The 22508-nt window shown below is 62.2% G+C and carries 22 protein-coding genes; 8 read left to right on the top strand and 14 right to left on the bottom strand.

Annotated elements, in window-relative coordinates; translation table 11 throughout:
* Positions 1 to 5: 5 nt before the first annotated feature.
* Together NKJ09_RS10775 and ku are read right to left on the bottom strand one after the other, a co-directional pair.
* The gene (locus tag NKJ09_RS10775) at positions 6 to 1406 is read right to left on the bottom strand and encodes a PAS domain-containing HWE histidine kinase family protein (RefSeq protein ID WP_352495086.1); all 1401 of its coding nucleotides are present in this window, start codon (positions 1404 to 1406) and stop codon (positions 6 to 8) included.
* 93 nt (positions 1407 to 1499) lie between these two features.
* Positions 1500 to 2333: a non-homologous end joining protein Ku gene (gene ku, locus NKJ09_RS10770; RefSeq protein ID WP_352481441.1), complete on the bottom strand. Its 834-nt coding sequence runs from the start codon at positions 2331 to 2333 to the stop codon at positions 1500 to 1502.
* Positions 2334 to 2470: 137 nt separating this feature from the next.
* Between ku and NKJ09_RS10765 the strand changes: the two genes are divergently transcribed.
* Positions 2471 to 2935, top strand: a complete 465-nt coding sequence (locus tag NKJ09_RS10765) for an NUDIX hydrolase (RefSeq protein WP_023720514.1) — start codon at positions 2471 to 2473, stop codon at positions 2933 to 2935.
* Positions 2936 to 2990: 55 nt separating this feature from the next.
* Here NKJ09_RS10765 and NKJ09_RS10760 read toward each other — a convergent pair whose 3' ends face one another.
* Positions 2991 to 3593 (bottom strand): alpha-ketoglutarate-dependent dioxygenase AlkB, encoded by a 603-nt coding sequence (locus NKJ09_RS10760; RefSeq protein ID WP_352495085.1) that lies wholly within the window; start codon positions 3591 to 3593, stop codon positions 2991 to 2993.
* 129 nt (positions 3594 to 3722) lie between these two features.
* Here NKJ09_RS10760 and NKJ09_RS10755 point away from each other — a divergent pair, with 129 nt between their 5' ends.
* Together NKJ09_RS10755 and NKJ09_RS10750 are read left to right on the top strand one after the other, a co-directional pair.
* On the top strand, positions 3723 to 3938 hold the full coding sequence (locus tag NKJ09_RS10755) for a KTSC domain-containing protein (protein WP_023720512.1): 216 nt from the start codon (positions 3723 to 3725) through the stop codon (positions 3936 to 3938).
* Positions 3939 to 4071: 133 nt separating this feature from the next.
* Positions 4072 to 5154 (top strand): sensor histidine kinase, encoded by a 1083-nt coding sequence (locus NKJ09_RS10750; protein WP_023720511.1) that lies wholly within the window; start codon positions 4072 to 4074, stop codon positions 5152 to 5154.
* A gap of 48 nt (positions 5155 to 5202) precedes the next feature.
* On the opposite strand, the gene NKJ09_RS10745 is transcribed toward NKJ09_RS10750, so the two are convergent.
* Together NKJ09_RS10745 and NKJ09_RS10740 are read right to left on the bottom strand one after the other, a co-directional pair.
* Complete coding sequence (locus NKJ09_RS10745) at positions 5203 to 6384, bottom strand: acetate/propionate family kinase (RefSeq protein WP_023720510.1); 1182 nt, start codon at positions 6382 to 6384, stop codon at positions 5203 to 5205.
* Positions 6384 to 8795, bottom strand: a complete 2412-nt coding sequence (locus NKJ09_RS10740) for a phosphoketolase family protein (protein ID WP_352495084.1) — start codon at positions 8793 to 8795, stop codon at positions 6384 to 6386. Before NKJ09_RS10740 ends, NKJ09_RS10745 begins: the two co-directional genes overlap by 1 nt.
* Positions 8796 to 9095: 300 nt before the next feature.
* On the opposite strand from NKJ09_RS10740, the gene NKJ09_RS10735 reads away from it, so the two are divergent.
* Entirely contained in the window at positions 9096 to 11096 is a 2001-nt protein-coding gene (locus NKJ09_RS10735; RefSeq protein WP_352481446.1) for a protein-L-isoaspartate(D-aspartate) O-methyltransferase, read from the top strand.
* Between the two features lie 49 nt (positions 11097 to 11145).
* On the top strand, positions 11146 to 11391 hold the full coding sequence (locus tag NKJ09_RS10730; RefSeq protein ID WP_023720508.1) for a hypothetical protein: 246 nt from the start codon (positions 11146 to 11148) through the stop codon (positions 11389 to 11391).
* 120 nt (positions 11392 to 11511) lie between these two features.
* On the opposite strand, the gene NKJ09_RS10725 is transcribed toward NKJ09_RS10730, so the two are convergent.
* The 4 genes from NKJ09_RS10725 to NKJ09_RS10710 all read right to left on the bottom strand — a co-directional run bounded on the left by NKJ09_RS10725 (position 11512) and on the right by NKJ09_RS10710 (position 16911).
* On the bottom strand, positions 11512 to 12003 hold the full coding sequence (locus NKJ09_RS10725; protein WP_352481447.1) for a DUF1772 domain-containing protein: 492 nt from the start codon (positions 12001 to 12003) through the stop codon (positions 11512 to 11514).
* Between the two features lie 78 nt (positions 12004 to 12081).
* Positions 12082 to 13620, bottom strand: coding sequence for a SpoVR family protein (locus NKJ09_RS10720; RefSeq protein WP_023720506.1), 1539 nt, complete (start codon positions 13618 to 13620; stop codon positions 12082 to 12084).
* Entirely contained in the window at positions 13620 to 14942 is a 1323-nt protein-coding gene (locus NKJ09_RS10715; protein ID WP_023720505.1) for a YeaH/YhbH family protein, read from the bottom strand. The genes NKJ09_RS10720 and NKJ09_RS10715 overlap by 1 nt, the downstream gene beginning before the upstream one ends.
* A gap of 19 nt (positions 14943 to 14961) precedes the next feature.
* Positions 14962 to 16911 (bottom strand): PrkA family serine protein kinase, encoded by a 1950-nt coding sequence (locus tag NKJ09_RS10710; RefSeq protein WP_023720504.1) that lies wholly within the window; start codon positions 16909 to 16911, stop codon positions 14962 to 14964.
* Between the two features lie 271 nt (positions 16912 to 17182).
* Here NKJ09_RS10710 and NKJ09_RS10705 point away from each other — a divergent pair, with 271 nt between their 5' ends.
* Complete coding sequence (locus tag NKJ09_RS10705) at positions 17183 to 17344, top strand: hypothetical protein (RefSeq protein WP_023720503.1); 162 nt, start codon at positions 17183 to 17185, stop codon at positions 17342 to 17344.
* A gap of 16 nt (positions 17345 to 17360) precedes the next feature.
* On the opposite strand, the gene ocd is transcribed toward NKJ09_RS10705, so the two are convergent.
* Both ocd and rocF read right to left on the bottom strand, forming a co-directional pair.
* On the bottom strand, positions 17361 to 18428 hold the full coding sequence (ocd, locus tag NKJ09_RS10700) for an ornithine cyclodeaminase (RefSeq protein WP_023720502.1): 1068 nt from the start codon (positions 18426 to 18428) through the stop codon (positions 17361 to 17363).
* Positions 18429 to 18431: 3 nt separating this feature from the next.
* Positions 18432 to 19352, bottom strand: coding sequence for an arginase (rocF, locus tag NKJ09_RS10695; protein ID WP_352481448.1), 921 nt, complete (start codon positions 19350 to 19352; stop codon positions 18432 to 18434).
* Positions 19353 to 19481: 129 nt separating this feature from the next.
* Between rocF and NKJ09_RS10690 the strand changes: the two genes are divergently transcribed.
* Together NKJ09_RS10690 and NKJ09_RS10685 are read left to right on the top strand one after the other, a co-directional pair.
* Positions 19482 to 19919: an Lrp/AsnC family transcriptional regulator gene (locus NKJ09_RS10690; protein WP_352495082.1), complete on the top strand. Its 438-nt coding sequence runs from the start codon at positions 19482 to 19484 to the stop codon at positions 19917 to 19919.
* A gap of 190 nt (positions 19920 to 20109) precedes the next feature.
* On the top strand, positions 20110 to 20433 hold the full coding sequence (locus tag NKJ09_RS10685) for a hypothetical protein (protein ID WP_352481450.1): 324 nt from the start codon (positions 20110 to 20112) through the stop codon (positions 20431 to 20433).
* A 42-nt stretch (positions 20434 to 20475) separates the two neighbouring features.
* On the opposite strand, the gene NKJ09_RS10680 is transcribed toward NKJ09_RS10685, so the two are convergent.
* Genes NKJ09_RS10680 through NKJ09_RS10670 form a run of 3 tightly spaced genes read right to left on the bottom strand, consistent with a single transcriptional unit; the run spans position 20476 to position 22268 of the window.
* Positions 20476 to 20691, bottom strand: a complete 216-nt coding sequence (locus tag NKJ09_RS10680) for a hypothetical protein (protein ID WP_352481451.1) — start codon at positions 20689 to 20691, stop codon at positions 20476 to 20478.
* Positions 20692 to 20714: 23 nt separating this feature from the next.
* The gene (locus NKJ09_RS10675; protein ID WP_352481452.1) at positions 20715 to 21053 is read right to left on the bottom strand and encodes a SpoIIAA family protein; all 339 of its coding nucleotides are present in this window, start codon (positions 21051 to 21053) and stop codon (positions 20715 to 20717) included.
* A gap of 9 nt (positions 21054 to 21062) precedes the next feature.
* Positions 21063 to 22268: a DUF3182 family protein gene (locus NKJ09_RS10670; RefSeq protein WP_023720497.1), complete on the bottom strand. Its 1206-nt coding sequence runs from the start codon at positions 22266 to 22268 to the stop codon at positions 21063 to 21065.
* Positions 22269 to 22508 lie beyond the last annotated feature (240 nt).

Raw genomic sequence — 22508 nt, 5'->3', positions numbered from 1 at the left:
GGCCTTCAATCAGCCGCGATGCCAGTCATCGACATCTGCACGAAGTGCAGCGGCGCCTCCAGCGTCCAGGTGATGCCGCTCCTGTCGAATTCCAGGCGTCCGGTGCCGCTGAGCGCCTGCGGCGTGACGCGTTTGAGCACAACCGTTCCGAAACCGCGTCGCGTGTTTTCATCCACCAATGGCCCGTCCAGTTCCCGCCAGACAAGGCGGAAGCCGTCGCTGCCATCGGCGGCTGGCATCACGGTCCATTCGACCTCGACCCGTCCGTCATGGCGCGACAGCGCTCCGTGCTTTACCGAATTGGTGGCCAGCTCGTGAAAGGCAATGCCGAGATATTGCACGGCGTTCGGCTGCAGCATGATCATCGGCCCGCTCATCGACAGACGGGCCTGTGTCGCGAAGGCCTTGGTCTGGGCATGGATCAATTCGCCGATAGTCGCGCCGCGCCATTCGGCATCGACCAGCAGATCGTGCGATTCCGAAAGCGCCATGATGCGTTCCCGGACCTGTGAAAGGAAAGCCTCTGGCGTCCCCGCCAGCTTGCTGGTCTCGCGGATCATCGAGACGATCACCGAGTACTGGTTTTTGACGCGGTGGTTGACTTCGCGCATGAGTGTGCGGATGCGCCGTTCGCTCTCCTTATGCGGGCTGATGTCGCGCGCGATCTTGGAGGCGCCGATGATACGCCCGATGCCGTCGCGTATCGGCGAGATGGTGAGCGAAACCGGTACCAGGGTGCCGTCCTTGCGCTGCCGGATAGTCTCGTATGAGGGAATCCGTTCGCCGGCGCGAATGCGGCTGATAATCATGGCTTCCTCATCCAGGTGGTCGGGCGGGATGAGGATCGTCACCGGGCGGCCGATCGCCTCGGCGGGCGTGTAGCCGAACAGGCGTTGTGCGGCGTCGTTCCAGCTGGTGATAATGCCGTTCAGGTCTTTCGACACGATCGCGTCCATCGAGGATTCGACGATGGCAGCGAGCCTTATGCCGACGTCGTCAGCCAGCGCCTGCGTGCGGAGGTCGAGCAAGGTGTTGATGGCGCCGACGACCTCGCCGGTCGCATCGCGAAGCAGGGCCGGGTGCGCGCTGAACGGGATGAACTGGCCGTCCGGCCGCTCGACGATCGCCCGGCCCCCACGAACGTCCCGCTCTTCCAGCAAGGCAACGGCCATCGGACATTCGTCGTGCGCCATCGGTCCCCCGTCGAGGTGGCGAAGCTTCCATGAACCGCACCAGCGGTCCTGGCCGATAACCGGACGATATCCCCAAAGATCGGCAGCGGCTTCGTTGAAGAAGGTGATGTAGCCTTGTCTGTCGGTGGTGTAGACGGCCACAGGCAACGCCTGCATCAGATCGGCGGAGGAAACTTGCGGGATTCCGCCAGTCTTTAGTTCAACGACGTCCACCAGTCCCCCGCTCCGCTTGGCTTGCCGACGGATTGCGTCGTCATCTAAATGCGCGCGAGCGTTTTCGGTTCCGTTCGGGCTGCTTTCGGACATTCAGGCTGATTTGCGTTTCGCGGCCGTTCCCGGACCTTTGCTCGGAGCCTTGCCGCCTTCTTGCGCCAGGCTCTTGCGCAGAACATCGGCGAGATTGACGACGTTCGTCCTCGGCTCGGGTGCCGGCTTGGGCGGTTTCTTGCCCTTGCGCTTGGCTTCGATCATCGCAACCAGCGCCTGTTCATAAGTATCTTCGAACTTCGACGGGTCGAATTTGGCCGGCTTCTTGTCGATCAGCAATTGCGCGATTTCCTGCATCTCCGGATCGACCTTGCGATCCTTCAGCCCTTCGAACACCGCGTCCGCCGCGACCACTTCATTGTGGTTGCGTAATTCAGTCATCACCATGCCCTTGCCCAGCGGCTGGATCAGCACCTCTCGGCCACGCTGGTACAGTACGACGCAGGAGCGGGCTGCTACCTTTTTCCTGGCCATGGCGTCCCGGATCACCGCGAAAGCCTCCGTGGAGGGCGCGTCGGCCGGAACGAGATAGTAGGGTTTTTCGAGGTAGCGTGCGTCGATTTCGGCGGTGGGCACGAACTCGCCGATCTCGAGCGTATGCTGCGATACCATCTTCAGTTTCTTGATTTCGTCCGGCTCAATGCGGATGAACTCGCCCTTTTCGACCTCGTAGCCCTTTACCTGCTCGGCCGCCTCGACCGTGTCGCCGGTCTCCTCGTCTATATAGGCGCTCTTGACCGGAAGACCGTCCTTGCGGTTCAGGATCCTGAAATGCACTTTCTCGGCCTCGCTGACGGCGCCGATGATCTTGACGCCACAGGAAACAGATCCGACTTTCATAAAGCCCTTCCAGGCAGCTCGTGGCGTCGCCATGTCGATCACTCAGTCGATCACTCATTTGCCGAACGGACGGAACGGCTGCGAGCGGAAATCGTTCCGCCGTGGCAGGCTATTCCATAGGCCCGCCCGGACGAGAACGTTCGTTTCATTTTCGTCAGGGGAATAGCGCAATGGCCAAACGCAGCGCAGGGTTGCTGATCTTTCGCCGAAGCGAAGGACATTTCCAGGTCTTGCTGGTGCATCCGGGCGGCCCATTCTGGGCGAAGAAGGACGACGGCGCATGGTCGATCCCGAAGGGCTTGATCGACGAGAACGAGGACGAGCTAGCGGCGGCAAAACGCGAGGCCGAAGAGGAACTCGGCGTCGCCATCGATGGAGGTTTCGAACACCTTGGCAGCTACCGGCAGCCGGGCGGCAAGCTCGTCATCGCATGGTGCGTCGAGGCGGATTTCGACAGCGACGCCATCAGCAGCAACACCTTCGTCATGGAATGGCCGCCAAGGTCCGGCTCGATGAAGGAATTCGCCGAAGTCGACAGAGCGGGCTGGTTCTCCCTGCCTGAAGCCAACCATAAGATCCTGAAAGGCCAGCGCGCCATGTTGGCGGACTTTGCCAGTCGGCATGGCGACGGATGAATTTGTTTCAGCCCAGTTCTTAAGGGCAGTGCTTGGGCTTCCTCACCGCTCTGCTTTAAGCGCGTTGCGGCCGCAGCGTGCGCAACGTGATCGAATAGCGGTGCTCGGCAACCGGCGGGATGCTGTGCTCCCATTCACTGCGCGCGGCGCCCGTCATCAGATAGGCCGATCTTGGCTCGACGGTGACCGTCTTGCGGTTCCATCGCGTGCCGTTTTTCCGGCGCAGGCGAAAGCTGCACGCGGCCAGCAGGGAAACGCCGGCGACCGCCTCGAAGTGAGGCTTGTCGCGGTGCCAGCCGATACCGGCGCCCGGCCGGTACTCGTTGATCAGCACCTGCACGAAGGTCTCGGCGGGCAGGCGGGCAAAGGCTGCAACCTTTTCCCTGAGCGGCAGCAGAAAGCCGGGTATCGGCGGTGCCTCGACGACTGCGCGCCGGTCGTAGTCGTAGCGCAGCCCGAAGCCGACTATCCGCCGGTTTGCCAGATGGCCATGAAAGTCGAAAGCCTGAAATGGCTGGCTTGCGAGCTGGCTTGCCAACGCTGCTTCTTCGTCCGGCGTGATCAGTTCGGGCCGGTAGCGGAATCCTTCCGGCAGGTCGGCGGCGGCGGCAAAGAGATCGCCCTGGCGGGCTGCAGCCGATGTCTTGGGCGATGGCATCAACCGTATTTGGTGAAGCCAGCCCGTAGCGGCAAGGCTGCTTCGGCAGCAAGGAACCTCGCTCTCCGTGCAGGGTTATTCCCACGACGGCATGGAATTGAGCACTGCCGAGCATTGGACCTGTCGAGGATGCCTTCAACTGCGATCAGAAACATCGATTACCAGCCGGCGACGAGGGTACTCTCCGTATGGTTCGTCCCGAGCGGAAGCCGCTATGATTACGAGGACGTGCCGCCGCAAGTCCACGCCGCGTTCCGCAAAGCCTCGGCGAAGGGCCGGTTCTTCAACGAGCATATTCGCGACCGGTACAAATACCATCTGGTCGAGCAGAGCCATTCGAGCTGAGCCTTCAGCCGCTTCTCAACCACGATCTCGGCTTTCCGCCACGCCTCGCCGCGCGGTGGCAACGAGCGGACTTCGCAGTTGGCGAGCGACCTGATATTGACCATGGTCCTACCCGAAACATCGAAAGCCTGGAATGTCCGCCGAAGCCGAAAAAACCGAGCAGCTCCAGCAATTGCTCGACAACCTCGACCTGGCGGGCGCCCTGGACAGTGACAGTTATAAAAGGTTCCTCGACCAGCTGCCGATTGCGATCGCAATTTCCGATTTGGGCGGCGATGAACGTGTTGTTTACGTCAATTCCGAGTTCCAGAAACTGTCAGGCGTTTCCGTCGCAGAGCTGGAGCGCCGCAACTGGGCTGCGCTGAGCGGACAAGGCTTGGGCGAATACAAGGACCGGCCGCTGGCCCGGGCCATCGTCGAGGATATCGATCGCGCGGGGACTTTCAGGATGCAACGTGCCGGCACAGAGCCGGTCATGGTCGACGTTTATTCGAACCTGATCGAGGACGAGCGCGGGCGACGGTCCTTTCGACTGGTCGCCCTTGTCGATGTCACCGCGCACAAGGCAAGCGACAGCGAGGCCTTCGAACAACGCATCCGTGAAAAGGACATGCTGCTGCGCGAATTGCAGCATCGGATGAAAAACAATCTCCAGATGATCACGGCTCTCATCAGGTTGGAGGCCCGCAGCGCGGCGTCACCCGATCAGAAACGCTTCGAGCGTCTCGCCGGCCGCGTCGATGCACTCGCAATTCTTTATCAGGCGCTGTCGGCCGACGAACAGAAGGCCGAAGTTGACCTCGGCGTCTATCTCAGCCAGATCGCTTCCGCAGTGATGACGTCGCACGCCGTGCAAGGCATCCGGCTGGATATGAAGGTCGACACCTATCCCGTGTCCATCAACGTGGCGATGCCAACCGGCCTGGTGGTCAACGAGCTTTTGACGAACGCGCTGAAACACGCCTTTCTGGGTCGCGAAGGCGGGACAATCACGCTGCGCAGTGTTGTCGACGGCGACGGCTTTCGCATCGTTGTCGCCGATGACGGCATCGGCCTGCCCGAAGGCGAGACCTGGCCGAAACCCGGCAAGCTCGGAGCGTTGATCGCGCAATCGCTGACCGAGAACGCCAAAGCCCGGTTCGAGGTGGACTCGACCCCCGGCAAAGGAACGCGAGTGACCATCGTCTTCAACAGATCGGCCGCGCTCGCTTCGTAGCCGCACGAGCAGGGCTGCCGCAAGCGGGGTCATTCGAGGCCATCCGCATCAGCCGGGCCCCTCCATTACCTTGCGCGTGTGGCGGGCGATGACACCTTCTTCGTCGGTCGCCACGACGCGGACTTCGACCTTGCTCTCCGCCTGGCTCATCAGCGCGGCATGGGAGCTGTTGGCTGCCTCGTCGATCGCCACGCCGAGCCAGCCAAGCCTGTCGCAAATCGCTTTGCGGGCCGGAGCCGAGTGCTCGCCGATGCCGCCGGTGAACACCAGGCATTCGAACCCGCCCAGCGTGTTGGCGAGGGCGGCAATCTCCCTGGCGGCGCGGAAGGCGAAAAGCTCCACCGCTTCGCGCGCCCGGCGGTCGTCGCTGGCTTCCAGCGTGCGCATGTCGCCGGAAATGCCGGACACGCCGAGCAGGCCGGATTCCTCGTAGAGCATGTCTTGCAGCGCCTCTCCCGAAATCCCTCTTTCCAATAGCAGGTACAAAAGCACGCCCGGATCGATGGCGCCGCAGCGTGTGCCCATGACCAGGCCGTCAAGCGCCGAAAAGCCCATCGTCGTATCGACGCTTCGCCCGTCGCGCATGGCGCACAGGCTCGCCCCGTTGCCGAGATGGGCGACGATGGTTCTTTTCGCCGCCAGATCGGGCGATATCTGCTTGAGCCGGCCGGCGACATATTCGTAGGAAAGCCCGTGAAAGCCGTAGCGGTGGATGCCGTCTGCCTCATAGTGGCGCGGCAGCGCGAAACGGCTGACCAGAGGCTCGATGGTCCGATGGAAGGCCGTGTCGAAGCATCCGACCTGCGGCAGGTCGGGTCGCAACGCGGCAAGCGCCCGGATCGGCGCGAGGCTGCGCGGCTGGTGCAGTGGCGCAAGCGGCGTCAGCCTGTCGAGAGCCTCGATAATTGTCGGCATCAGGCGGACAGGTTCGACGAACTCGCGTCCGCCATGGACGATGCGATGTCCGGCGGCGATCAGTTTCCTTCCGCCAAGTTCGTTCTCGATCCATTGCAGCATCTGGCCGATGCCCATGTCGCGTGATGCGTCTGCGGCAAGTGGCCGATCGCACTGCAGCTCCCCATCGGCGGCTTTCGCGGTCAGCCTTGGCGCATCGCCCAGATCCAGTGAACCGCGCGAGGCAAGATCCAGCTCGGCGGACGCTGCAAGATCGTAAAGTCGGAACTTGATGCTCGACGAGCCGGCATTCAACGCAAGGATCGATCGTCGCATCAATCGCCGGCCCTCGTCGCGCTGTCCTGTGGCCAGGACCATTTCTGGATCTCGGGCATGTCCTCGCCATGTTCGCGGACATAGGCCGTGTGCTCAGCCAATTTCCCATGCAGCGCCGCGGCAAGATCCTTCGCCCGCTCGGCCAGCCCCGGCACGCGCGCGATCGCGGCGAGCGCCAGATGATAGCGGTCGAGCTGGTTGAGCACCACCATATCGAACGGCGTCGTCGTCGTGCCTTCCTCGCGAAAGCCATGCACATGCATGTTGTCGTGGTTGGCGCGCCGGTAGGTCAGGCGGTGAATGAGATAGGGGTAGCCGTGATAGGCGAAGATGACCGGCTTGGCTTTGGTGAACAGCGCGTCGAATCTGTCGTCGGCAAAGCCATGCGGATGCTCGGAATTCGACTGCAAAATCATCAGGTCGACGACATTGACGACGCGGATCTGCAGGTCCGGAATGCCTGAGCGCAGGATGTCGGCTGCGGCAAGCGTCTCCAGCGTCGGCACGTCGCCGGCGCAAGCGAGAACCACATCCGGATCTTCGCCCTTGGCAACCGTCCCGGCCCATTCCCAGATGCCGGCACCGGCCTTGCAGTGCGCTTCCGCGTCTTCGGCGGACAGCCATTGCGGCGCCGGCTGCTTGCCGGCGACGATGACGTTGATGCGGTTGAAGGTTTTCAGGCAATGGTCGGTGATCCACAGCAGCGTGTTGGCGTCGGGCGGGAAATAGAGCCTGACCGTGTCGGCCTTCTTGTTGGCGACGAAATCGGCAAAGCCCGGGTCCTGATGGCTGAAACCATTGTGATCCTGCCGCCAGACATGCGAGGTCAGCAGGTAGTTGAGCGAGGCGACCGGCTTGCGCCAGGCAAGTTCGCCGGAGGTCTTCAGCCATTTGGCGTGCTGGTTGACCATGGAATCGACAATGTGGACGAACGCCTCGTAGCACGAGAACAGGCCATGGCGGCCGGTCAGCAGATAGCCCTCCAGCCAGCCTTGGCAAAGATGTTCACTGAGCACTTCCATGACGCGGCCGTCACGGGAAAGATGGACGTCGTAGGGCTCGATCCGCTCCATCCAGACGCGGTCCGTAACCTCGAACACGTCGTCGAGGCGGTTGGAGGATGTCTCGTCCGGTCCCATCAGCCGGAAATTCCTGGCCTCGGCGTTCAAGCGGACCACGTCGCGAAGATAGCTTCCGACCGTGCGCGTCGCCTCTCCCACAGTGCCGCCCGGACGCGGTACGTCGAGCGCCAGGCCTTTCCAGTCGGGAAGCACGAGGTCCTGTTTCAGCAGGCCGCCATTGGCGTAGGGGATTGCGCCCATGCGTCGTGACCCCGTAGGTGCCAGCGCCGCGAGCTCCGCCAGGAGATGGCCGCCTTTATCGAACAGTTTTTCCGGCTCGTAACTGCGCATCCAGTCTTCGAGGATCTGGCGGTGCGCCGCATCGCCGCGTGCGTTCGATACCGGTACCTGGTGCGAACGCCAGAAATCCTCGACCTTCTTACCGTCGACCTCTTTCGGCCCAGTCCAGCCCTTTGGGCTGCGCAGCACGATCATCGGCCACAGCGGCCGCTCTCCCTTCCAGCCCGCGGCTCGTGCAGGCTCCTGGATGGAGTGGATCCGGTCGAGCACGGTATCGAGCGTGCGGGCCATCTCCCGATGCATCGCAGCAGGTTCATGACCTTCGACGAAGAAGGTTTCGTAGCCATAGCCGAGGAACAGGCTGCGCAACGCCTCGTCTTCCATGCGGCCGAGGATCGTCGGGCTGGCGATCTTGTAGCCATTGAGATGCAGGATCGGCAGGACGGCGCCGTCGGATGCCGGGTTCAGGAACTTGTTGGAATGCCAGGCCGCGGCGAGCGGACCGGTCTCGGCTTCGCCGTCGCCGACGACGCAGGCGACCACAAGGTTCGGATTGTCGAAGGCGGCGCCGAAGGCATGGACCAGTGCATAACCGAGCTCTCCGCCTTCGTGGATCGAGCCGGGCGTCTCCGGAGCCGCGTGGCTCGGCACTCCGCCGGGAAACGAGAACTGCCGGAACAGCTTTCGCAAGCCGTCTTCGTCCTTGCCGACCTCGGGATAGATCTCGCTGTAGGTCCCCTCGAGCCAGGTGTTCGCGACCATTGCCGGGCCGCCGTGACCCGGACCGCAGATGAACAGAACATCGAGACCACGTTCACGGATGATCCGGTTCAGATGCACATAGATGAAATTGAGGCCGGGTGTCGTGCCCCAATGGCCGAGCAGCCGCGGCTTGATGTGCTCGGGCAGCAAAGGCTCGCGCAAGAGCGGATTGTCGAGCAGATAGATCTGGCCAACCGAAATGTAGTTCGCGGCGCGCCAGTAGCGGTCCATCACATCGATCTGGTCAAGGCCGGTTGTTTGCGCAGTGGTGCGGGCCTCGTCGTTCATAGAAATGCCTCCGGAATACCCCTCGTCCGTCGTTATCTGGGGTGGCGTCGCGCCGGAGAAAGGATTTGCCTCGAAATAAGTTTGGGCGGCCGCCAGCGCCGCTTGCCGATCCTGCAACCTGGCGAGCCCGACAAAAGCGGGTCGGTCTTTGGGGAACCTCGGGGCTTGCCAACGGTTAGGAAGGTGCACCGCATTGTATGAATCCAGGCGGACTGCCGAGGCCCTGGGACATGGACCGGCCAAAGTGCCGTTTGAGCAGCTTGGGCGATTGTGGCGGAGGCCCATAGGAGGAGCAGAAAAATGCTCGATCTCTCCCATGCCCGCAACCAAATGGTCGACATTCACTTAAGCCGCCGTGGCATTCGCGACCGCAATGTCCTTCAGGCGATGCGCGAGGTGCCGCGCGAGGCTTTCGTCGAGCCTGGTTTTGAAGAATTTGCCTATGAGGACGGGCCGCTGCCGATCGCCGAAGGTCAGACGATATCGCAGCCCTACATCGTTGCGTTGATGATCGAAATGGCGGAGATCGGAGCCGGTGACCACGTCCTCGAGGTTGGCACCGGCTCGGGCTATGCGGCTGCCGTAATGAGCCGGATCGTCGAACGCGTCTACACGATCGAGCGCCACGCCGCGTTGGCTGAAACGGCAAGGCAGCGGTTTAAAAAGCTTGGCTACGACAATATCGAAGTCCGCACCGGCGACGGCACCAAGGGCTGGCCCGAGGCGGCACCCTTCGATGCGATCCTGGTTGCGGCCGCCGGGCCCGGCGCACCGCTCGCCCTGCAAGAACAGCTCGACGTCGCCGGCCGGCTTATCATCCCGGTCGGCGACGAATTCGACTCGCAGCGCCTGCTCAAAGTCACCCGGACTGGCGCAGCAACTTACACCGAGGAGGATTTCGGCGGCGTGCGGTTTGTTCCACTGATCGGCGAGCAAGGCTGGGGCGAGCCAGGCAGCGACAGCCAAATAGCGGCCGATCTTCCGCACCGGCATCAGCGCAGAAGCAGCCTGCCGCAGATGATAGCGACCGCCGCCGAACCGCTTCCGGATTTCGACGATCCCGCCTTCGGTGCGCTGTTCGACCGGTTTGCCGACCGCCGCGTCGTCTTGCTCGGCGAAGCCAGCCACGGCACGTCGGAGTTCTACCGCGCGCGCGCCGCGATCACTCGCAGGCTGATCGAGAAGCATGGCTTCACCATCGTCGCGGTCGAGGCCGACTGGCCCGATGCCGCGGCGATCGACCGCTACGTCCGTCACCGGCCACCGCGGCCGGGCGCCGATCCGCCGTTCCAGCGCTTTCCCACCTGGATGTGGCGCAACACCGACGTCGCGGCGTTCGTCGACTGGATGCGAGAGCATAATGAGCGGATCAGGATATCCTCCCGGCGGGCCGGGTTCTATGGCCTCGACATCTACAATATGGGCGGGTCGATCGCGGCGGTCTTGCAATATCTCGACCGGATCGATCCGCAGGCGGCAAGGATCGCACGCGAGCGCTATGGCTGCCTGACGCCGTGGCAGAACGACCCGGCCACCTATGGCCGTGTCGCACTCACCTCCGGCTACCAGAAATGCGAGAAGGCCGTGCTCGAGCAATGCCGGGAACTGCTTTCCAGAGAGCTCGACTATGCGCAGCAGGACGGCATCGATTTCCTCGACGCCACCCAAAACGCCCGCCTGGTCGCCTCCGCCGAACGCTATTACCGCACCATGTATTACGGCGGCGCGCAGTCCTGGAACCTGCGCGACACCCACATGTTCGAAACACTGGAGCACCTGCTGCAGGCCCGCGGCCCGGCCGCCAAGGCGGTGGTGTGGGCACATAATTCCCATATCGGCGATGCCCGCTATACCGAGATGGGGATCGTCAGGGACGAAGTGAACATCGGCCAGCTCTGCCGCCAGCGTTTTGGCGACGAGGTTGCCTTGATTGGGCTCAGCACGCATTCCGGGACGGTGGCCGCCGCCACCGACTGGGACGGCGACATGGAAGTGAAACCGGTTCGTCCTTCCCACAACGACAGCTATGAGCGGCTTTGCCATGACAGCGGCGTCTCGCCTTTCCTGCTCGATTTCGAGCGCGACGACACGCTACGCCAACGGCTTCTGGAGCGCCGGCTGGAACGCTTTATCGGCGTTATCTACCGGCCGGAGACCGAGTTGCACAGCCACTATGCGGATGCCTCGCTCGCCCGCCAGTTCGATGCTTTCGTCTGGTTCGATGAAACCAGTGCCGTGACGCCGCTTGGGCCGGAACATGCGGGGACAGGCCTTCCCGAGACCTATCCTTTCGGGCTGTAGCGAATTTGGACCCTGGGGGAAGCGGAAAATCGAAAGAAGGACGTCACCAATGGCCGGAAAGAAGACTCATGAGCAGCAATTGCGCATCATCGAAGAGCGCGAGAACACGAAAAACGCTGGCAAGGATTTCGACGCGGAAGCGGATTTGAAAAAGACCAGGCAAGAGCGCGAGGCGTTCCGGCGCGGTGCCGAGCTCAGATCGGACCCCAAGGACATTGCCGATCCCGACGACCGCAACATCATCCGCGGCGAGCACCAGGAAAGCGCCCACAACAAGCATCGCGCCGACCGCTGAAACGGCGGGATCGCTTAACGTTAAGACAGTATGGCGCCGGTTCCCGTTCCCCGATCTGACGGATGCAGCGTTCGTGGCCGCAAATTGGCGGACGAGGGCGCCGTCTTGATCCCCTCGGCGCTATTCAGCAAAAAATGTCGCGGCGACAGCAATTGAGACGAGGCTCAGCATCGCCAGGCCTGCCCTGGCGACATGCGAAGTCTCCCAGACGTTGCGCAAATCTCTCCAGTCGCCGGTCTGCTTTCGAGAAAACATTGAAAAAAACGTCGCGGCTGATTGCGGCATGGCAACGTCTTGCACCCAGAAATTATTGACGGGATGCGTGACCAACCAATAGGTCGCATGTTCCGCCAGCAGGAAGACAAGCGCCGCCAAGGTCCACCAGAATCGAGCGCTTGGATAAGGCGTCAGGTAGAGCAGGATGGCGAGTGCAATGATGCCGCCGATCTCGGCAAACCCGCCGATCGTGAAGCCGGGATAGTAGATCGCCTGCACTGATTTGTAGGTAGCCTCCTTGAGGCGCAACTTGCCCGGCAACTCCAAAGCGTGCGCAAGCGACAGCGCCATCGTGACAGCGACCAGAAGAAGGGCGGCGATCATCAATACGCGCATGTTCCTGCTCCCTGACCACAGCGTGGTTGGTGATCCGGTAAAGGCGACGCCACCCGACTTCCCTGCAGGCCGGTTCGGTCATTCCCCGATCTGGCTGGTCGACCGTTCGTGGAGTGTGGCGCCGGTCTGCGCGTCGACCGCGACCATGCTGACCTCGTAGCCCCAGAGCTTGCGGATATGGCGCAGCGTGGCGTCACGGCTGCCGCCTTCCAGCACGATGCCGTCCTTGACCTTGTGCTGCAGGCGCAGATGCCGGTCGCCGAGCAGGTCCACGTCCACCACCTGGATGTCCGGCCGGCTGGCGCCGATGTCGTAGCTGTGGGCGAGTGCGGCGCGGACGCTCTCGTAGCCGCGCTCATTGTGTATCGAGGCGACTTCGTAATGCGGGTCGTTGGCGGCATCGGCAAGGACAAAGAACCGCCATTTCCGTATCAGGGTAGGGCTCAGATACTGGCGGATGAAGGACTCGTCGCGATGGTTGGCCCAGGCGTCCAGCAAGGTCTGGCGCCAGTCGCCATTGCCGGCGATATCGGGAAACCAGTCGCGGTCCTCAGCCGTCGGCGCGGTCGAGATGCGCTGGATGTCCTGCATCATGTCGAGACCCAGCGCGTAAGGATTGATACCGGAAAAGCGCGGATCGTCGAACCCTGGCTGGAAGATCACGTTCGAATGGTTGCGCAGGATTTCCAGCATGGCACCTTCGCCGATCAGGCCGCGGTCGAACAAAAGGTTCATCAGCGTGTAATGCACGAAGGTGGCGCAGCCCTCGTTCATCACCTGCGTTTGCCGCTGGGGATAGAAATACTGCGCGATCACGCGGACGATCCGGATGACCTCACGCTGCCACGGTTCCAGGATCAGGCTGTTCTTCTCCAGGAAATAAAGCAGGTTCTCCTCGGGCAGCTTGAGCGATTTCTTGCGCTCCGTCATGGTATCCGTTTCGCGGACCTTGGTGCCGTCCTTGGAAGGCGGCAGCGTGCGCCACAGATCGTTGTAGGAACGTTCCTCGTATTCCAGGCGCTCGCGAATCCCCTCGCGCTGCTTTTCCGACGACAGCTTCGGCGGCCGGTGATATCTGAACACGCCCTGTTCCATCAGCGCATGTGCGGCATCGAGGATCTCTTCCACCGCATCGACGCCGTGCCGCTCTTCGCAGCGGGCAATATAGCCCTTGGCAAAGTCGAGATAGCTGAGGATGGCGCCGGCGTCCGTCCACTGCCGGAAAAGATAATTGTTCTTGAAGAAATGGTTATGGCCGAGCGCCGCGTGCGCCGTCACCAGCGCCTGCAGGGCCATGGTGTTTTCCTCCATCAGATAGACGATGCAGGGATTGGAATTGATGACGAGTTCGTAGGCCAGCCCTCGCCCACCTTTGCGGTAGAGCAATTCCTGGTAGAGGTAGTGCTTGCCGAACGACCAATGCCGGTACATCAGCGGCATGCCGACAGAGGAATAGGCGTCGAGCATCTGTTCGGACGAGATGATCTCCATCTGCACCGGATAGACGTCGAGGTGGAGCTCTTCGGTGGCGACCGCCTCGATGGTCTCGTAGGCGCGCGACAGCGTCCTGAAATCCCAGTCGGAACCGGAAAACAGCAACCCGGATTTGCTCGCCATCAGCCCCCTCTTTCACCGCTCTTTTGATAACCCGGCTGTCTGGCGAAGAGTTGGCGGAAAACCGGGTAGATGTCGGCCGCCGTGGCGATGCGGCTCATCTGGAAGTTCGACCATCTCAGCTTGACCGCACTGTAGGCACGCCACAGCGACGTGCCGTTGTCGGTAGCGCCGAAGATGTGGCTCTCACGCTCGTCGAGGATCTCGACATAGGCAAAATACTGGCAAAGCCGCATGATCTGTTCGTCGAGAAGGGCGATGCAGCGCTCGGAATCGGTGACGAAATTGTCGCCGTCCGAGGCCTGGGCGACATAGATGTTCCATTCGCGGCTGGGATAGCGTTGCTCGACGATGCGGTGCATCTCCTCGAGCGCCGTGGAAACCACCGTGCCGCCGCTCTGGGTGTTGTAGAAGAAGGTTTCCTCGTCCACCTCCTGCGCCTCGTGCGTGTGGCGGATGAAGACGACCTCGGTCCGGTCATAGCGCCGCTTCAGGAACAGGTGCAGCAGCACGAAGAAGCGCTTGGCCAGATCCTTCTCGCGTTCGCCCATCGAACCGGACACGTCCATCAGGCAGAACATCACCGCATTGGCGTTCGGCACCGGCTGGGCGTCGAAGCGGTTGAAGCGGATATCGACCGGATCGACAAAGGCGATCCGCTTGCGGCGGCGCTCCAGCCGCTCAAGCTCTTCCTGCAGCGCCACGATGCGCTGCCGCATCTCGGCGTTTTGCGGCTTGGCCTCCAGCGTCGCGATCTCCTGCGCGACAGCGTCGACCGCCTCCTGCTTGGGACGCCTGAGCGCTATGCGGCGGCCATGGCTGTTGCGCATCGTGCGTCCGACATTGATGTTGGTCGGCGAGCCGGTCGCGGCGAAGCCGGCCCGGCGCGGCTTGAAGGCGAGGATCTCCTTGAGGTTGAGCTTGACCATATCAGGCAGTTCGAGGTCTTCGAAGAAGAGGTCGAGCACCTCTTCGCGCGACAGCACGAAACGGAAATCGTCCTCCGATTCGGTTCTCCCCGGGGCGGATCCCATGCCGCCGCCCTGGCCCGGCTTGGGCAGCCGGTCGCCTGGGGCAAAATGCTTGTTGCCGGGCAGGACGTGCTGGCGGCTGCCGCTGTTCCGGGCATCGTTGAAGCTCGGCTCGCCGGTGCCTCGCGCCGGCATCGAAACGGCATGCTCGGCGTCCACGTCGGCGATCTTGCCGGTGCGGATCTGATCGCGGATGGTGCGCTTCAACTCTTCGCGCGCCCGCCGCAGGAAACGCTGCCGGTTGCCGAGGCTTTTGTCCTTCGGGTTCAGTCGGCGATCGATGAAGATCGGCATATGTTACCCCGGGCTGGCTTCAACCCGCCTTGTTCACCCGCATGTACCAGTCCACCAGCCGGCGGACCTGGCGCTCGGTGTAACCGCGCTGGATCATCCGCTGCACGAATTCGGTATGCCGCTTCTCCGTCACGCTGTCCTGCTTGGAGCCGAAGCTGATCACCGGCAGCAGATCTTCGACCTGCCCGAACATCCGCTTCTCGATGACTTCGCGCAGCTTTTCATAGCTTGTCCATGACGGGTTACGGCCGTGGTTTCTGGCCCGCGCGCGCAGCGTGAACTTCACCACTTCGTTGCGGAAGTCCTTGGGATTGGCGATGCCGGCCGGCTTTTCGACCTGCGACAGTTCGTTGTCCAAAACCTCGCGATTGAGGATCTGGCCGGTATCGGTATCCTTGAAGTCCTGATCCTCGATCCAGGCATCGGCATAGGCGATGTAGCGGTCGAACAGGTTCTGGCCGTATTCGCTGTAGGATTCCAGATAGGCCTTCTGGATCTCGTGGCCGATGAACTCGGCATAACGGGTGGCGAGCTCCGACTTTATGAAATCGAGATAGTCCGCCTCGGTTTCCTTCGGGAACTGCTCGCGCTTGATCGCCTCTTCCAGGATGTACATCAGATGCACCGGATCGGCGGCGACCTCTTCGGTGTCGTAGTTGAAGGTCTGCGACAGGATTTTGAAGGCAAAGCGGGTGCTGACGCCGGTCATGCCTTCATCGACACCGGCCGCGTTTCGGTACTCCTGGACCGACTTCGCCTTGGGATCGGTTTCCTTGAGGTTCTCGCCGTCATAGACGCGCATCTTGGTGTAGAGCGGCGAATTGTCGTGTTCGGCCAGGCGGGTCGAAACGGTGAACCGGCTGAGGATATCGAGCACTTCCGGAGCGCAGGGGCTGGAGGCCAATTCGCTTTCGCGCAACAGCTTCTCGTAGATCTGCCGCTCTTCGGTGACGCGCAGGCAATACGGCACCTTGACCACCAGGATGCGGTCGAGGAACGCCTCGTTGTTCTTGTTGTTCTTGAACTGCAGCCATTCCGATTCGTTGGAATGGGCAACGATGATGCCCTGATAGGGGAAAGCGCCGAAATTCTCGGTGCCGTTGTAGCTGCCTTCCTGGGTCGCGGTCAGCAGCGGATGCAGCACCTTGATCGGCGCCTTGAACATCTCGACGAATTCGAGCAGTCCTTGCGTCGTCCGGTTCAGGCCGCCGCTATAGGAATAGGCGTCCGGATCGGACTGGCTGAAGTTTTCCAGCTGCCTGATGTCGACCTTGCCGACCAGGGCCGAAACGTCCTGGTTGTTCTCGTCGCCCGGCTCGGTCTTGGCGATGCCGATCTGGCGAAGCCTGGACGGCATCAGCTTGACGACGCTGAATTTGGAGATGTCGCCGGACAATTCGTCGAGGCGCTTGGCCGCCCAGGGCGAGATCAGGCCGTTCAGCCGCCGCCGGGCGATGCCGTATTTGTCCTCCAAAAGGTCGCCCATGCGGTCGGGGTCGAACAGCCCGAGCGGCGATTCGAAGACCGGGCTGACCTGGCCGCCGACCTTCAGCGTATAGATCGGACGCTGCTCCATCAGCCTTTTCAACTGCTCCGCAAGCGAGGACTTGCCGCCGCCGACCGGGCCGAGGAGATAGAGGATCTGCTTGCGTTCCTCGAGTCCTTGCGAGGCATAGCGGAAATAACCGGCGATACGTTCGATCGTATCCTCCATGCCGTAAAAATCGGCGAAGGTCGGATAGATCTTGATCGTCCGGTTCGAAAAAATACGGCCGAGCCGCTCGTCCTTGCTGGTATCGACAAAGGTCGGCTCGCCGATCGCCTCGACCATCCGCTCGGGCGCCGAGGCGTACATCGACTTGTCCTCGCGGCAGGCAAGCAGATATTGCTGGAGGCTTATCTCCTCCTGCGCCGCATTCTTGTAAACCTCGGAAAACAGATCGAAGACGTCGGATTGATTCTCACGCATGGTATTCCTAGCCCCGGAGCCGGTGTGGCTGCACGTTTGTCTCTTGAACAACCAAATGTCGGAAAGCCCTTGTGGTTCCCTTCACTTTGCAGAGAGTGCCTGTGACCGAATGATAAGACTCTAGATAAGAGCATCCTGCATGCCGACAAGGCGTGGAACGTCCTGCTCGAGGCACAAAATCCTGAATCACGCCACGCGGTGCGGGCGACCTCCGACAAGACGGAGGAACGGTTCTGGTCCTTCCCGGTTGTGAGGGAAAGGAGACGGTTCGATGTTTGAGACTAGTTTGTGGTTGCTCGTTGTTGCAGGCGGTCCACTGCTGCTGGCAATCCTGATCGCCTACGCCCTGCTCACCCAGCGCCGTCGCGGCCCGGCGGAGCGCAGGGAAAGCGAGCGCGCGACCGAGCGCCTGTACCAGGAAAAGAAGGACTGACCGACGGGATCGCAGCTCAGCTGCGGGCAACCGCCAGCCCGGCCACTTTTTCGGCGCGCAGCAGCATGCCGAACAGGTCACGCGGCTCATCGGGATCGGCCAGAAGGTCTAGTTCCTCGTAAAGGCCGGTCCGCTGAAGCTGATCGCGGACGTAGCGTAGCGCGGAAAAATCCTCGATCGCAAAGCCGACGGAATCAAACAGCGTGATCTGTCCGGCGTCCGTCCGGCCTGCTGCCTTTCCTGTCATCACCTGCCACAATTCGGTGATCGGATGGTCCGCATCGAGCTGCTGGCTCTCGCCTTCGATGCGCGTCTGCGGCGGATATTCGACGAAAATATCCGAGCGCAGCAGAATGTCGCGATGCAGCTCGGTCTTGCCCGGGCAGTCGCCGCCGACCGCGTTGATGTGCACGCCGGACCCGACCATGTTGTCGGTCAGGATTGTTGCCGATCGCTTGTCGGCGGTTACCGTGGTGATGATCTGTGCACCTTCAACGGCCTCCTGCGCCGACGCGCAGAGCTTGATGTCGAAACCCATGCCGGCAAGGTTCTTCATGCATTTGGTCGAGGCCGCCGGGTCGATATCGTAGAGGCGCAGCCTGTCGACGCCAAGCAGCGCCTTGAACGCAATAGCCTGAAATTCCGATTGCGCGCCGTTGCCGATGATCGCCATGCATCTGGCGGCCCCAGGAGCGAGGTATTTCGCCGCGACCGCCGAGCTGGCCGCCGTTCGCAGGGCAGTCAGGATGGTCATTTCCGAAAGCAGCATCGGATAGCCGTTGCCGACATCGGCAAGCACGCCGAAAGCGGTCACGGTCTGGCGGCCGTCACGCGTGTTCTTCGGATGCCCGTTGACGTATTTGAAGCCGTAAAGCTGCCCGTCGCTGGTCGGCATCAGCTCGATGACGCCGTCAATGCTGTGCGAGGCGACGCGCGGCGTCTTGTCGAACAGCTCCCAACGCCTGAAATCCTCTTCGATATAGGCGGCAAGCTCGACCAGGAAGCGCTCGATGCCGATGGCAAGCACCAGCTTCATCATGCGGTCGACGCTGACGAACGGAACGATGTTCAAATTGACGGTCATGGCTCAGAACCCCCTCGTCGGGCGATCCATGATCCGCCGGCCCATCAGGCTTGCGGTCAGGTCGACCAAAAGCGTGGCGGTGCGGCCGCGCTCGTCGAGAAAGGGGTTGAGTTCGACCAGGTCGAGACTGGTGACGAGCCCGCTGTCATGCAGCATTTCCATCGCCAGATGCGCCTCGCGGAAGGTGGCGCCGCCGGGAACGGTGGTGCCCACCGCCGGCGCGATCGACGGGTCGAGAAAATCGACATCGAGGCTGACATGGAGCATGCCGTTGGCGGCGCTCACCCGTTCGAGAAAGGCGCGAAGCAGTTGCGCGATGCCGTGCTCGTCGATCGAACGCATGTCGTGGACCGTCACGCCGGCTCTGCGCAACGCATCCCGTTCCGCCAGGTCCACGCTGCGGATTCCCAGCGCGCATATGCGAGCCGGGTCCACCTGCGCCGCGAGGCGGGGGAAATAGCCCTCGAAGCCGGGCTGCCCGCTGGCATAGGCCAGCGGCACGCCATGCAGATTGCCGCTGGTCGTCGTGTCGAGCGTATGAAAATCGGGGTGGGCGTCGAGCCACAGCACGAAGAGCGGCCGGCCGGCATTCGCTGCCCGGCGGGCAATGCCGGCGAGCGTGCCGGCCGAAATGCTGTGGTCGCCGCCGAGAAAGATCGGCATTGCGTCGGCGCTCGCAGCATAGGCGGTTTCGCTGATCGCTGCCGTCCAGGCGGCGATTTCCGGCAGCGCCTTCACCACCGCGTTGCCGTGTACGACAGGGCGCATGTCGGCAGGGACAATCGTTCCGAGGTCGGTCAGCGTATGGCCAAGCTCGGTCAGCGCGCCGGCCAGACCGGCCGTGCGCAGCGCGCTCGGCCCCATCTCGCAGCCCATCCGGCCAGAGCCGGCCTGGATCGGTGCTCCCACGATCACGCAGTGCATTCTCGTACCCCACCAAATTACGATGCCTTTAGTGAACCCCGCATCGCTGGCAGAATGAACATATCAAATTGGTAAATTTGTCGAAGTGCCTTACCATAGTGGCAGCATCTACTTCCGTTGTGAGCAATCATGGACCGGCTCGACGAGCAGATCATCACCTCTTTGCGGCATGACGCCCGGCGCAGCATTTCCGACCTTGCCGTTAGCCTGGGTGTCTCCCGGGCAACGGTAAGGTCCCGGATCGAGCGACTTGAAAGAGGAGGCGGCATCGTCGGCTACACCGTCATTCTACGCGCCGACGCGGTCGATCAGCGGGTGCGTGGCATCATGATGATCGAAATCGAAGGCCATGCCGCAGATCGCGTCATCCGGGCGCTGGGCGGCTTCTCCGAGGTCTCGACGATCCACACCACCAATGGCCGTTGGGATCTGGTGATAGAACTCGGAACCCAGACGCTGAGCGAGTTCGATGCGGTGCTGAGACGTATCCGCCTGATCCCCGGAATTACCGGCAGCGAAACAAGCCTGCTCCTGGCAACGCCGCGCACCACCAAAGCGCGGCTGTGACCTTCGCCCGTGACCTGTAGCGGTAACGAAGCTACGGAACCTTCAATTGCTGCCGCGGTTAGAGCAATTCCAGGAAAAGCGTGGAACGATTTTCCGTTCGGAATTGCGTCAAAACAAAAAGATTGAGCGGTTCGGCGTTTCCGCGAAACCGTTCCAAGCCCACACAGGCCTTCTTCGAGGGAGAACAAGCATGGCTCACGCCCAGCAAGAACTCGTCGAATTCGTTATCAGCAAAGCCTTCAATCCGGTCATGCGGGCCAAACCCGACGGAAAATCCGATGCCGAGCGCAAGATGCTCGAACATGTTCAGCAGGCCACGAAGACCGAGATCGAGCGCTATCGCCGTTACGGCTCGGCTGAGGAGGTCGCGACCAATTTCAAGCGCGACCTGAATTCCGACGCTGCCAAAAAGTTGCACGCCCAGCTGCGACGCCTGCATCTGCCGACGATCGAGGACATTCGCGACGACTTCGAGGACAAGGCCCGCGCGTTAGGCGTCAAGGCCTCGCCGTAGATCCGCGACCGGTCGTCCTCGGTGACGTCCGTCCGGTTGTCATCACAATCCGTCCTTGGTCGGAGGCCACCCTGACCGAACCGTCTCGGGGATGTTGTCCGACGTCAGCTCGCCCCGATTGAGCTTTTCAATCGCTTCACCGGCTTCGCTCTCGTCGAGACCGGAAAGCGGCAACCCGCCGACCACGACGGCTTCGTCGCTCTCGCTGTCATAGACCTCCCAGAGGCCTTCCGGATCCTGTCGTTTGTCGTAGGGCATGGCCACTCCTCCAGGCAACGCCGCTATTGTACGGCCGCTACCCATTTCAGGGCCTGAGCCTTTTCGTCTTCCGGGAACACCCGCGCCTCGAGTTGCGGAAACAGCGCGTCCGTCATTTCCGTGGCTGCCTTGATCCACTGCTTGTCGGAAATCACGGCGGCACGTTTGAAGCGGTGGAGCTCGCGGAGTTTGCTCAGCCCATACTGCAGGTCGCGCCGTAAGGCGCCAGCCGTCATGTCTTCGAAATCGGTAAGGTCAGTCAGGACGCCGATGTCCTTGTGGTCGCTCAGTTTCGCTTCGATGGCCGGGATTGGCTGGCTGCCTGAAACAAACTCGGGCCATTCGCGGATGTTCCCTGCCAAAAGCGTGTTTCACTTCGACCTAAAATGACGATCGGCTGGCTTCCTGACCGGTCCTCGGATCGCCTGCGTGACGACGGTATAACGCGTGATTTGGCCCTCCACGGGGTCCTCTCCGTGGAAGTGGATTTCTGCATTCAGCGGCATCTGCGCGGTGTTGCCGAATTGCTTGACCGCGCACGCATGCACGAGCTGTACGTCGGGGTCACGCGTCATGGCCTCCATTGCCGCAAGCTCTGCCGTGCTGCTGCCGCCGATCCGCCAGCTGGCTTCCAGCACACCCGATCGCCAGATGCCCGAGGAATCGACACCTTGGCCGATGTCGTAGTTGCGCCTCGAGGCGAAAAATCCGGGATGGCCAAGCATCGCCGCGTCGTAGGTCCTCGCCTGCGCCACAGCCAAAGTCAGCGCCGGAGACAGCTGCAGCCTGTCGAGCGCTTCCCATCCGCCGCGCACGACGACCAGATCGGATCCGCCGTAAACGGGCTGTCCGGCATTGTCGGCGGTCATCCGCTGCACGCCGTAATAGCTGACCGATGTTCCGTCGATCGCGGTTCTGCCAATGCTCAGCGTGACAATGTCGCGAAGCTCCGTTTCGAGAACAAGCCCGTATTCGCTTAGGTCGGAGGATGGATATCGTTCCAGCAGCCTTTCGATATCGGCGACCGTCGCGGCGGTGTGCTGGTCGCGGCCCCGCGAAGCGCGCGGTGGCTTGAACCGGACCAGCCCGAGCTGCAGCAGACGTTCCGCTGCGCGCAGCGCGTCATCGCGTGAAAATGCGGTGTAGCCTGGCAGTACGGCCGCGCCGACGGCGCTGCCGAAGCCGGTTGGCCAATCTTTTGGCCGTGCCGCCGACCCGTCCACCAGCTCGTGGGTTATGGCCTTGGTGGTTGCGAGGCGCCAGGGCACCACACCGCCGAAGAGGTCGTCGGGCCCGTTGATGCCCAGTTGGACCGCATCGGCGGCAAGCAGGCTGTCGTCCGGCACGAAATACAGCCCGCCGTTGTCACCGCCCCAGTCACGCAGGCCCTGGCGGAAGGAAAATCCCTTCAACGCCGCAATCGTGCGCGCGACGGCAGCGACGGTCTCCCATTCGTGGGCATAGATGGTCTCGCCGCCCGGCGCGGAGAACGCGACCACAACACCTTTTGCTCCGCCCGATTGTGTGCCGCTTAGCCCGGTCATGTCGCGCCGCCCTTCGTCCATTGCCGGGCCCATTGCCGTTATTCCGCGGCGATGCGTCCGAACCGAAAAACCCGCTTCCTCGGCGAATGTTCCGGGCAACGGCGCGCTATCCGGTTTGACCGAGTTGCGGCGATCGGAACATCGGCGGCTCATGGTTTTTATGCGGGAGCCTCAGACAGGGTGATGGATGTGCTCAAGGAGGCCGCGCCCCGCGCCCTGGGAGCGGCCGAGGTCGTCGACACATTCGAACGGGCTTGAGACCGAGCTGGCTGT

Origin of the sequence: Mesorhizobium sp. M0189, from assembly GCF_040322135.1 — a bacterium.
In the GTDB taxonomy this organism is placed as follows: Bacteria; Pseudomonadota; Alphaproteobacteria; order Rhizobiales; family Rhizobiaceae; genus Mesorhizobium.
This window is presented reverse-complemented; position numbering and strand designations above follow the sequence as displayed.

Bases quoted from the DNA above. Each gene is read 5' to 3' on its own strand.
- ku (WP_352481441.1), bottom strand. From the start codon at position 2,333: ATGGCGACGCCACGAGCTGCCTGGAAGGGCTTTATGAAAGTCGGATCT.
- NKJ09_RS10765 (WP_023720514.1), top strand. From the start codon at position 2,471: ATGGCCAAACGCAGCGCAGGGTTGCTGATCTTTCGCCGAAGCGAAGGA.
- NKJ09_RS10760 (WP_352495085.1), bottom strand. From the start codon at position 3,593: ATGCCATCGCCCAAGACATCGGCTGCAGCCCGCCAGGGCGATCTCTTT.
- NKJ09_RS10755 (WP_023720512.1), top strand. From the start codon at position 3,723: ATGCCTTCAACTGCGATCAGAAACATCGATTACCAGCCGGCGACGAGG.
- NKJ09_RS10750 (WP_023720511.1), top strand. From the start codon at position 4,072: ATGTCCGCCGAAGCCGAAAAAACCGAGCAGCTCCAGCAATTGCTCGAC.
- NKJ09_RS10745 (WP_023720510.1), bottom strand. From the start codon at position 6,384: ATGCGACGATCGATCCTTGCGTTGAATGCCGGCTCGTCGAGCATCAAG.
- NKJ09_RS10740 (WP_352495084.1), bottom strand. From the start codon at position 8,795: ATGAACGACGAGGCCCGCACCACTGCGCAAACAACCGGCCTTGACCAG.
- NKJ09_RS10735 (WP_352481446.1), top strand. From the start codon at position 9,096: ATGCTCGATCTCTCCCATGCCCGCAACCAAATGGTCGACATTCACTTA.
- NKJ09_RS10730 (WP_023720508.1), top strand. From the start codon at position 11,146: ATGGCCGGAAAGAAGACTCATGAGCAGCAATTGCGCATCATCGAAGAG.
- NKJ09_RS10725 (WP_352481447.1), bottom strand. From the start codon at position 12,003: ATGCGCGTATTGATGATCGCCGCCCTTCTTCTGGTCGCTGTCACGATG.
- NKJ09_RS10720 (WP_023720506.1), bottom strand. From the start codon at position 13,620: ATGGCGAGCAAATCCGGGTTGCTGTTTTCCGGTTCCGACTGGGATTTC.
- NKJ09_RS10715 (WP_023720505.1), bottom strand. From the start codon at position 14,942: ATGCCGATCTTCATCGATCGCCGACTGAACCCGAAGGACAAAAGCCTC.
- NKJ09_RS10710 (WP_023720504.1), bottom strand. From the start codon at position 16,911: ATGCGTGAGAATCAATCCGACGTCTTCGATCTGTTTTCCGAGGTTTAC.
- NKJ09_RS10705 (WP_023720503.1), top strand. From the start codon at position 17,183: ATGTTTGAGACTAGTTTGTGGTTGCTCGTTGTTGCAGGCGGTCCACTG.
- ocd (WP_023720502.1), bottom strand. From the start codon at position 18,428: ATGACCGTCAATTTGAACATCGTTCCGTTCGTCAGCGTCGACCGCATG.
- rocF (WP_352481448.1), bottom strand. From the start codon at position 19,352: ATGCACTGCGTGATCGTGGGAGCACCGATCCAGGCCGGCTCTGGCCGG.
- NKJ09_RS10690 (WP_352495082.1), top strand. From the start codon at position 19,482: ATGGACCGGCTCGACGAGCAGATCATCACCTCTTTGCGGCATGACGCC.
- NKJ09_RS10685 (WP_352481450.1), top strand. From the start codon at position 20,110: ATGGCTCACGCCCAGCAAGAACTCGTCGAATTCGTTATCAGCAAAGCC.
- NKJ09_RS10680 (WP_352481451.1), bottom strand. From the start codon at position 20,691: ATGCCCTACGACAAACGACAGGATCCGGAAGGCCTCTGGGAGGTCTAT.
- NKJ09_RS10670 (WP_023720497.1), bottom strand. From the start codon at position 22,268: ATGGGCCCGGCAATGGACGAAGGGCGGCGCGACATGACCGGGCTAAGC.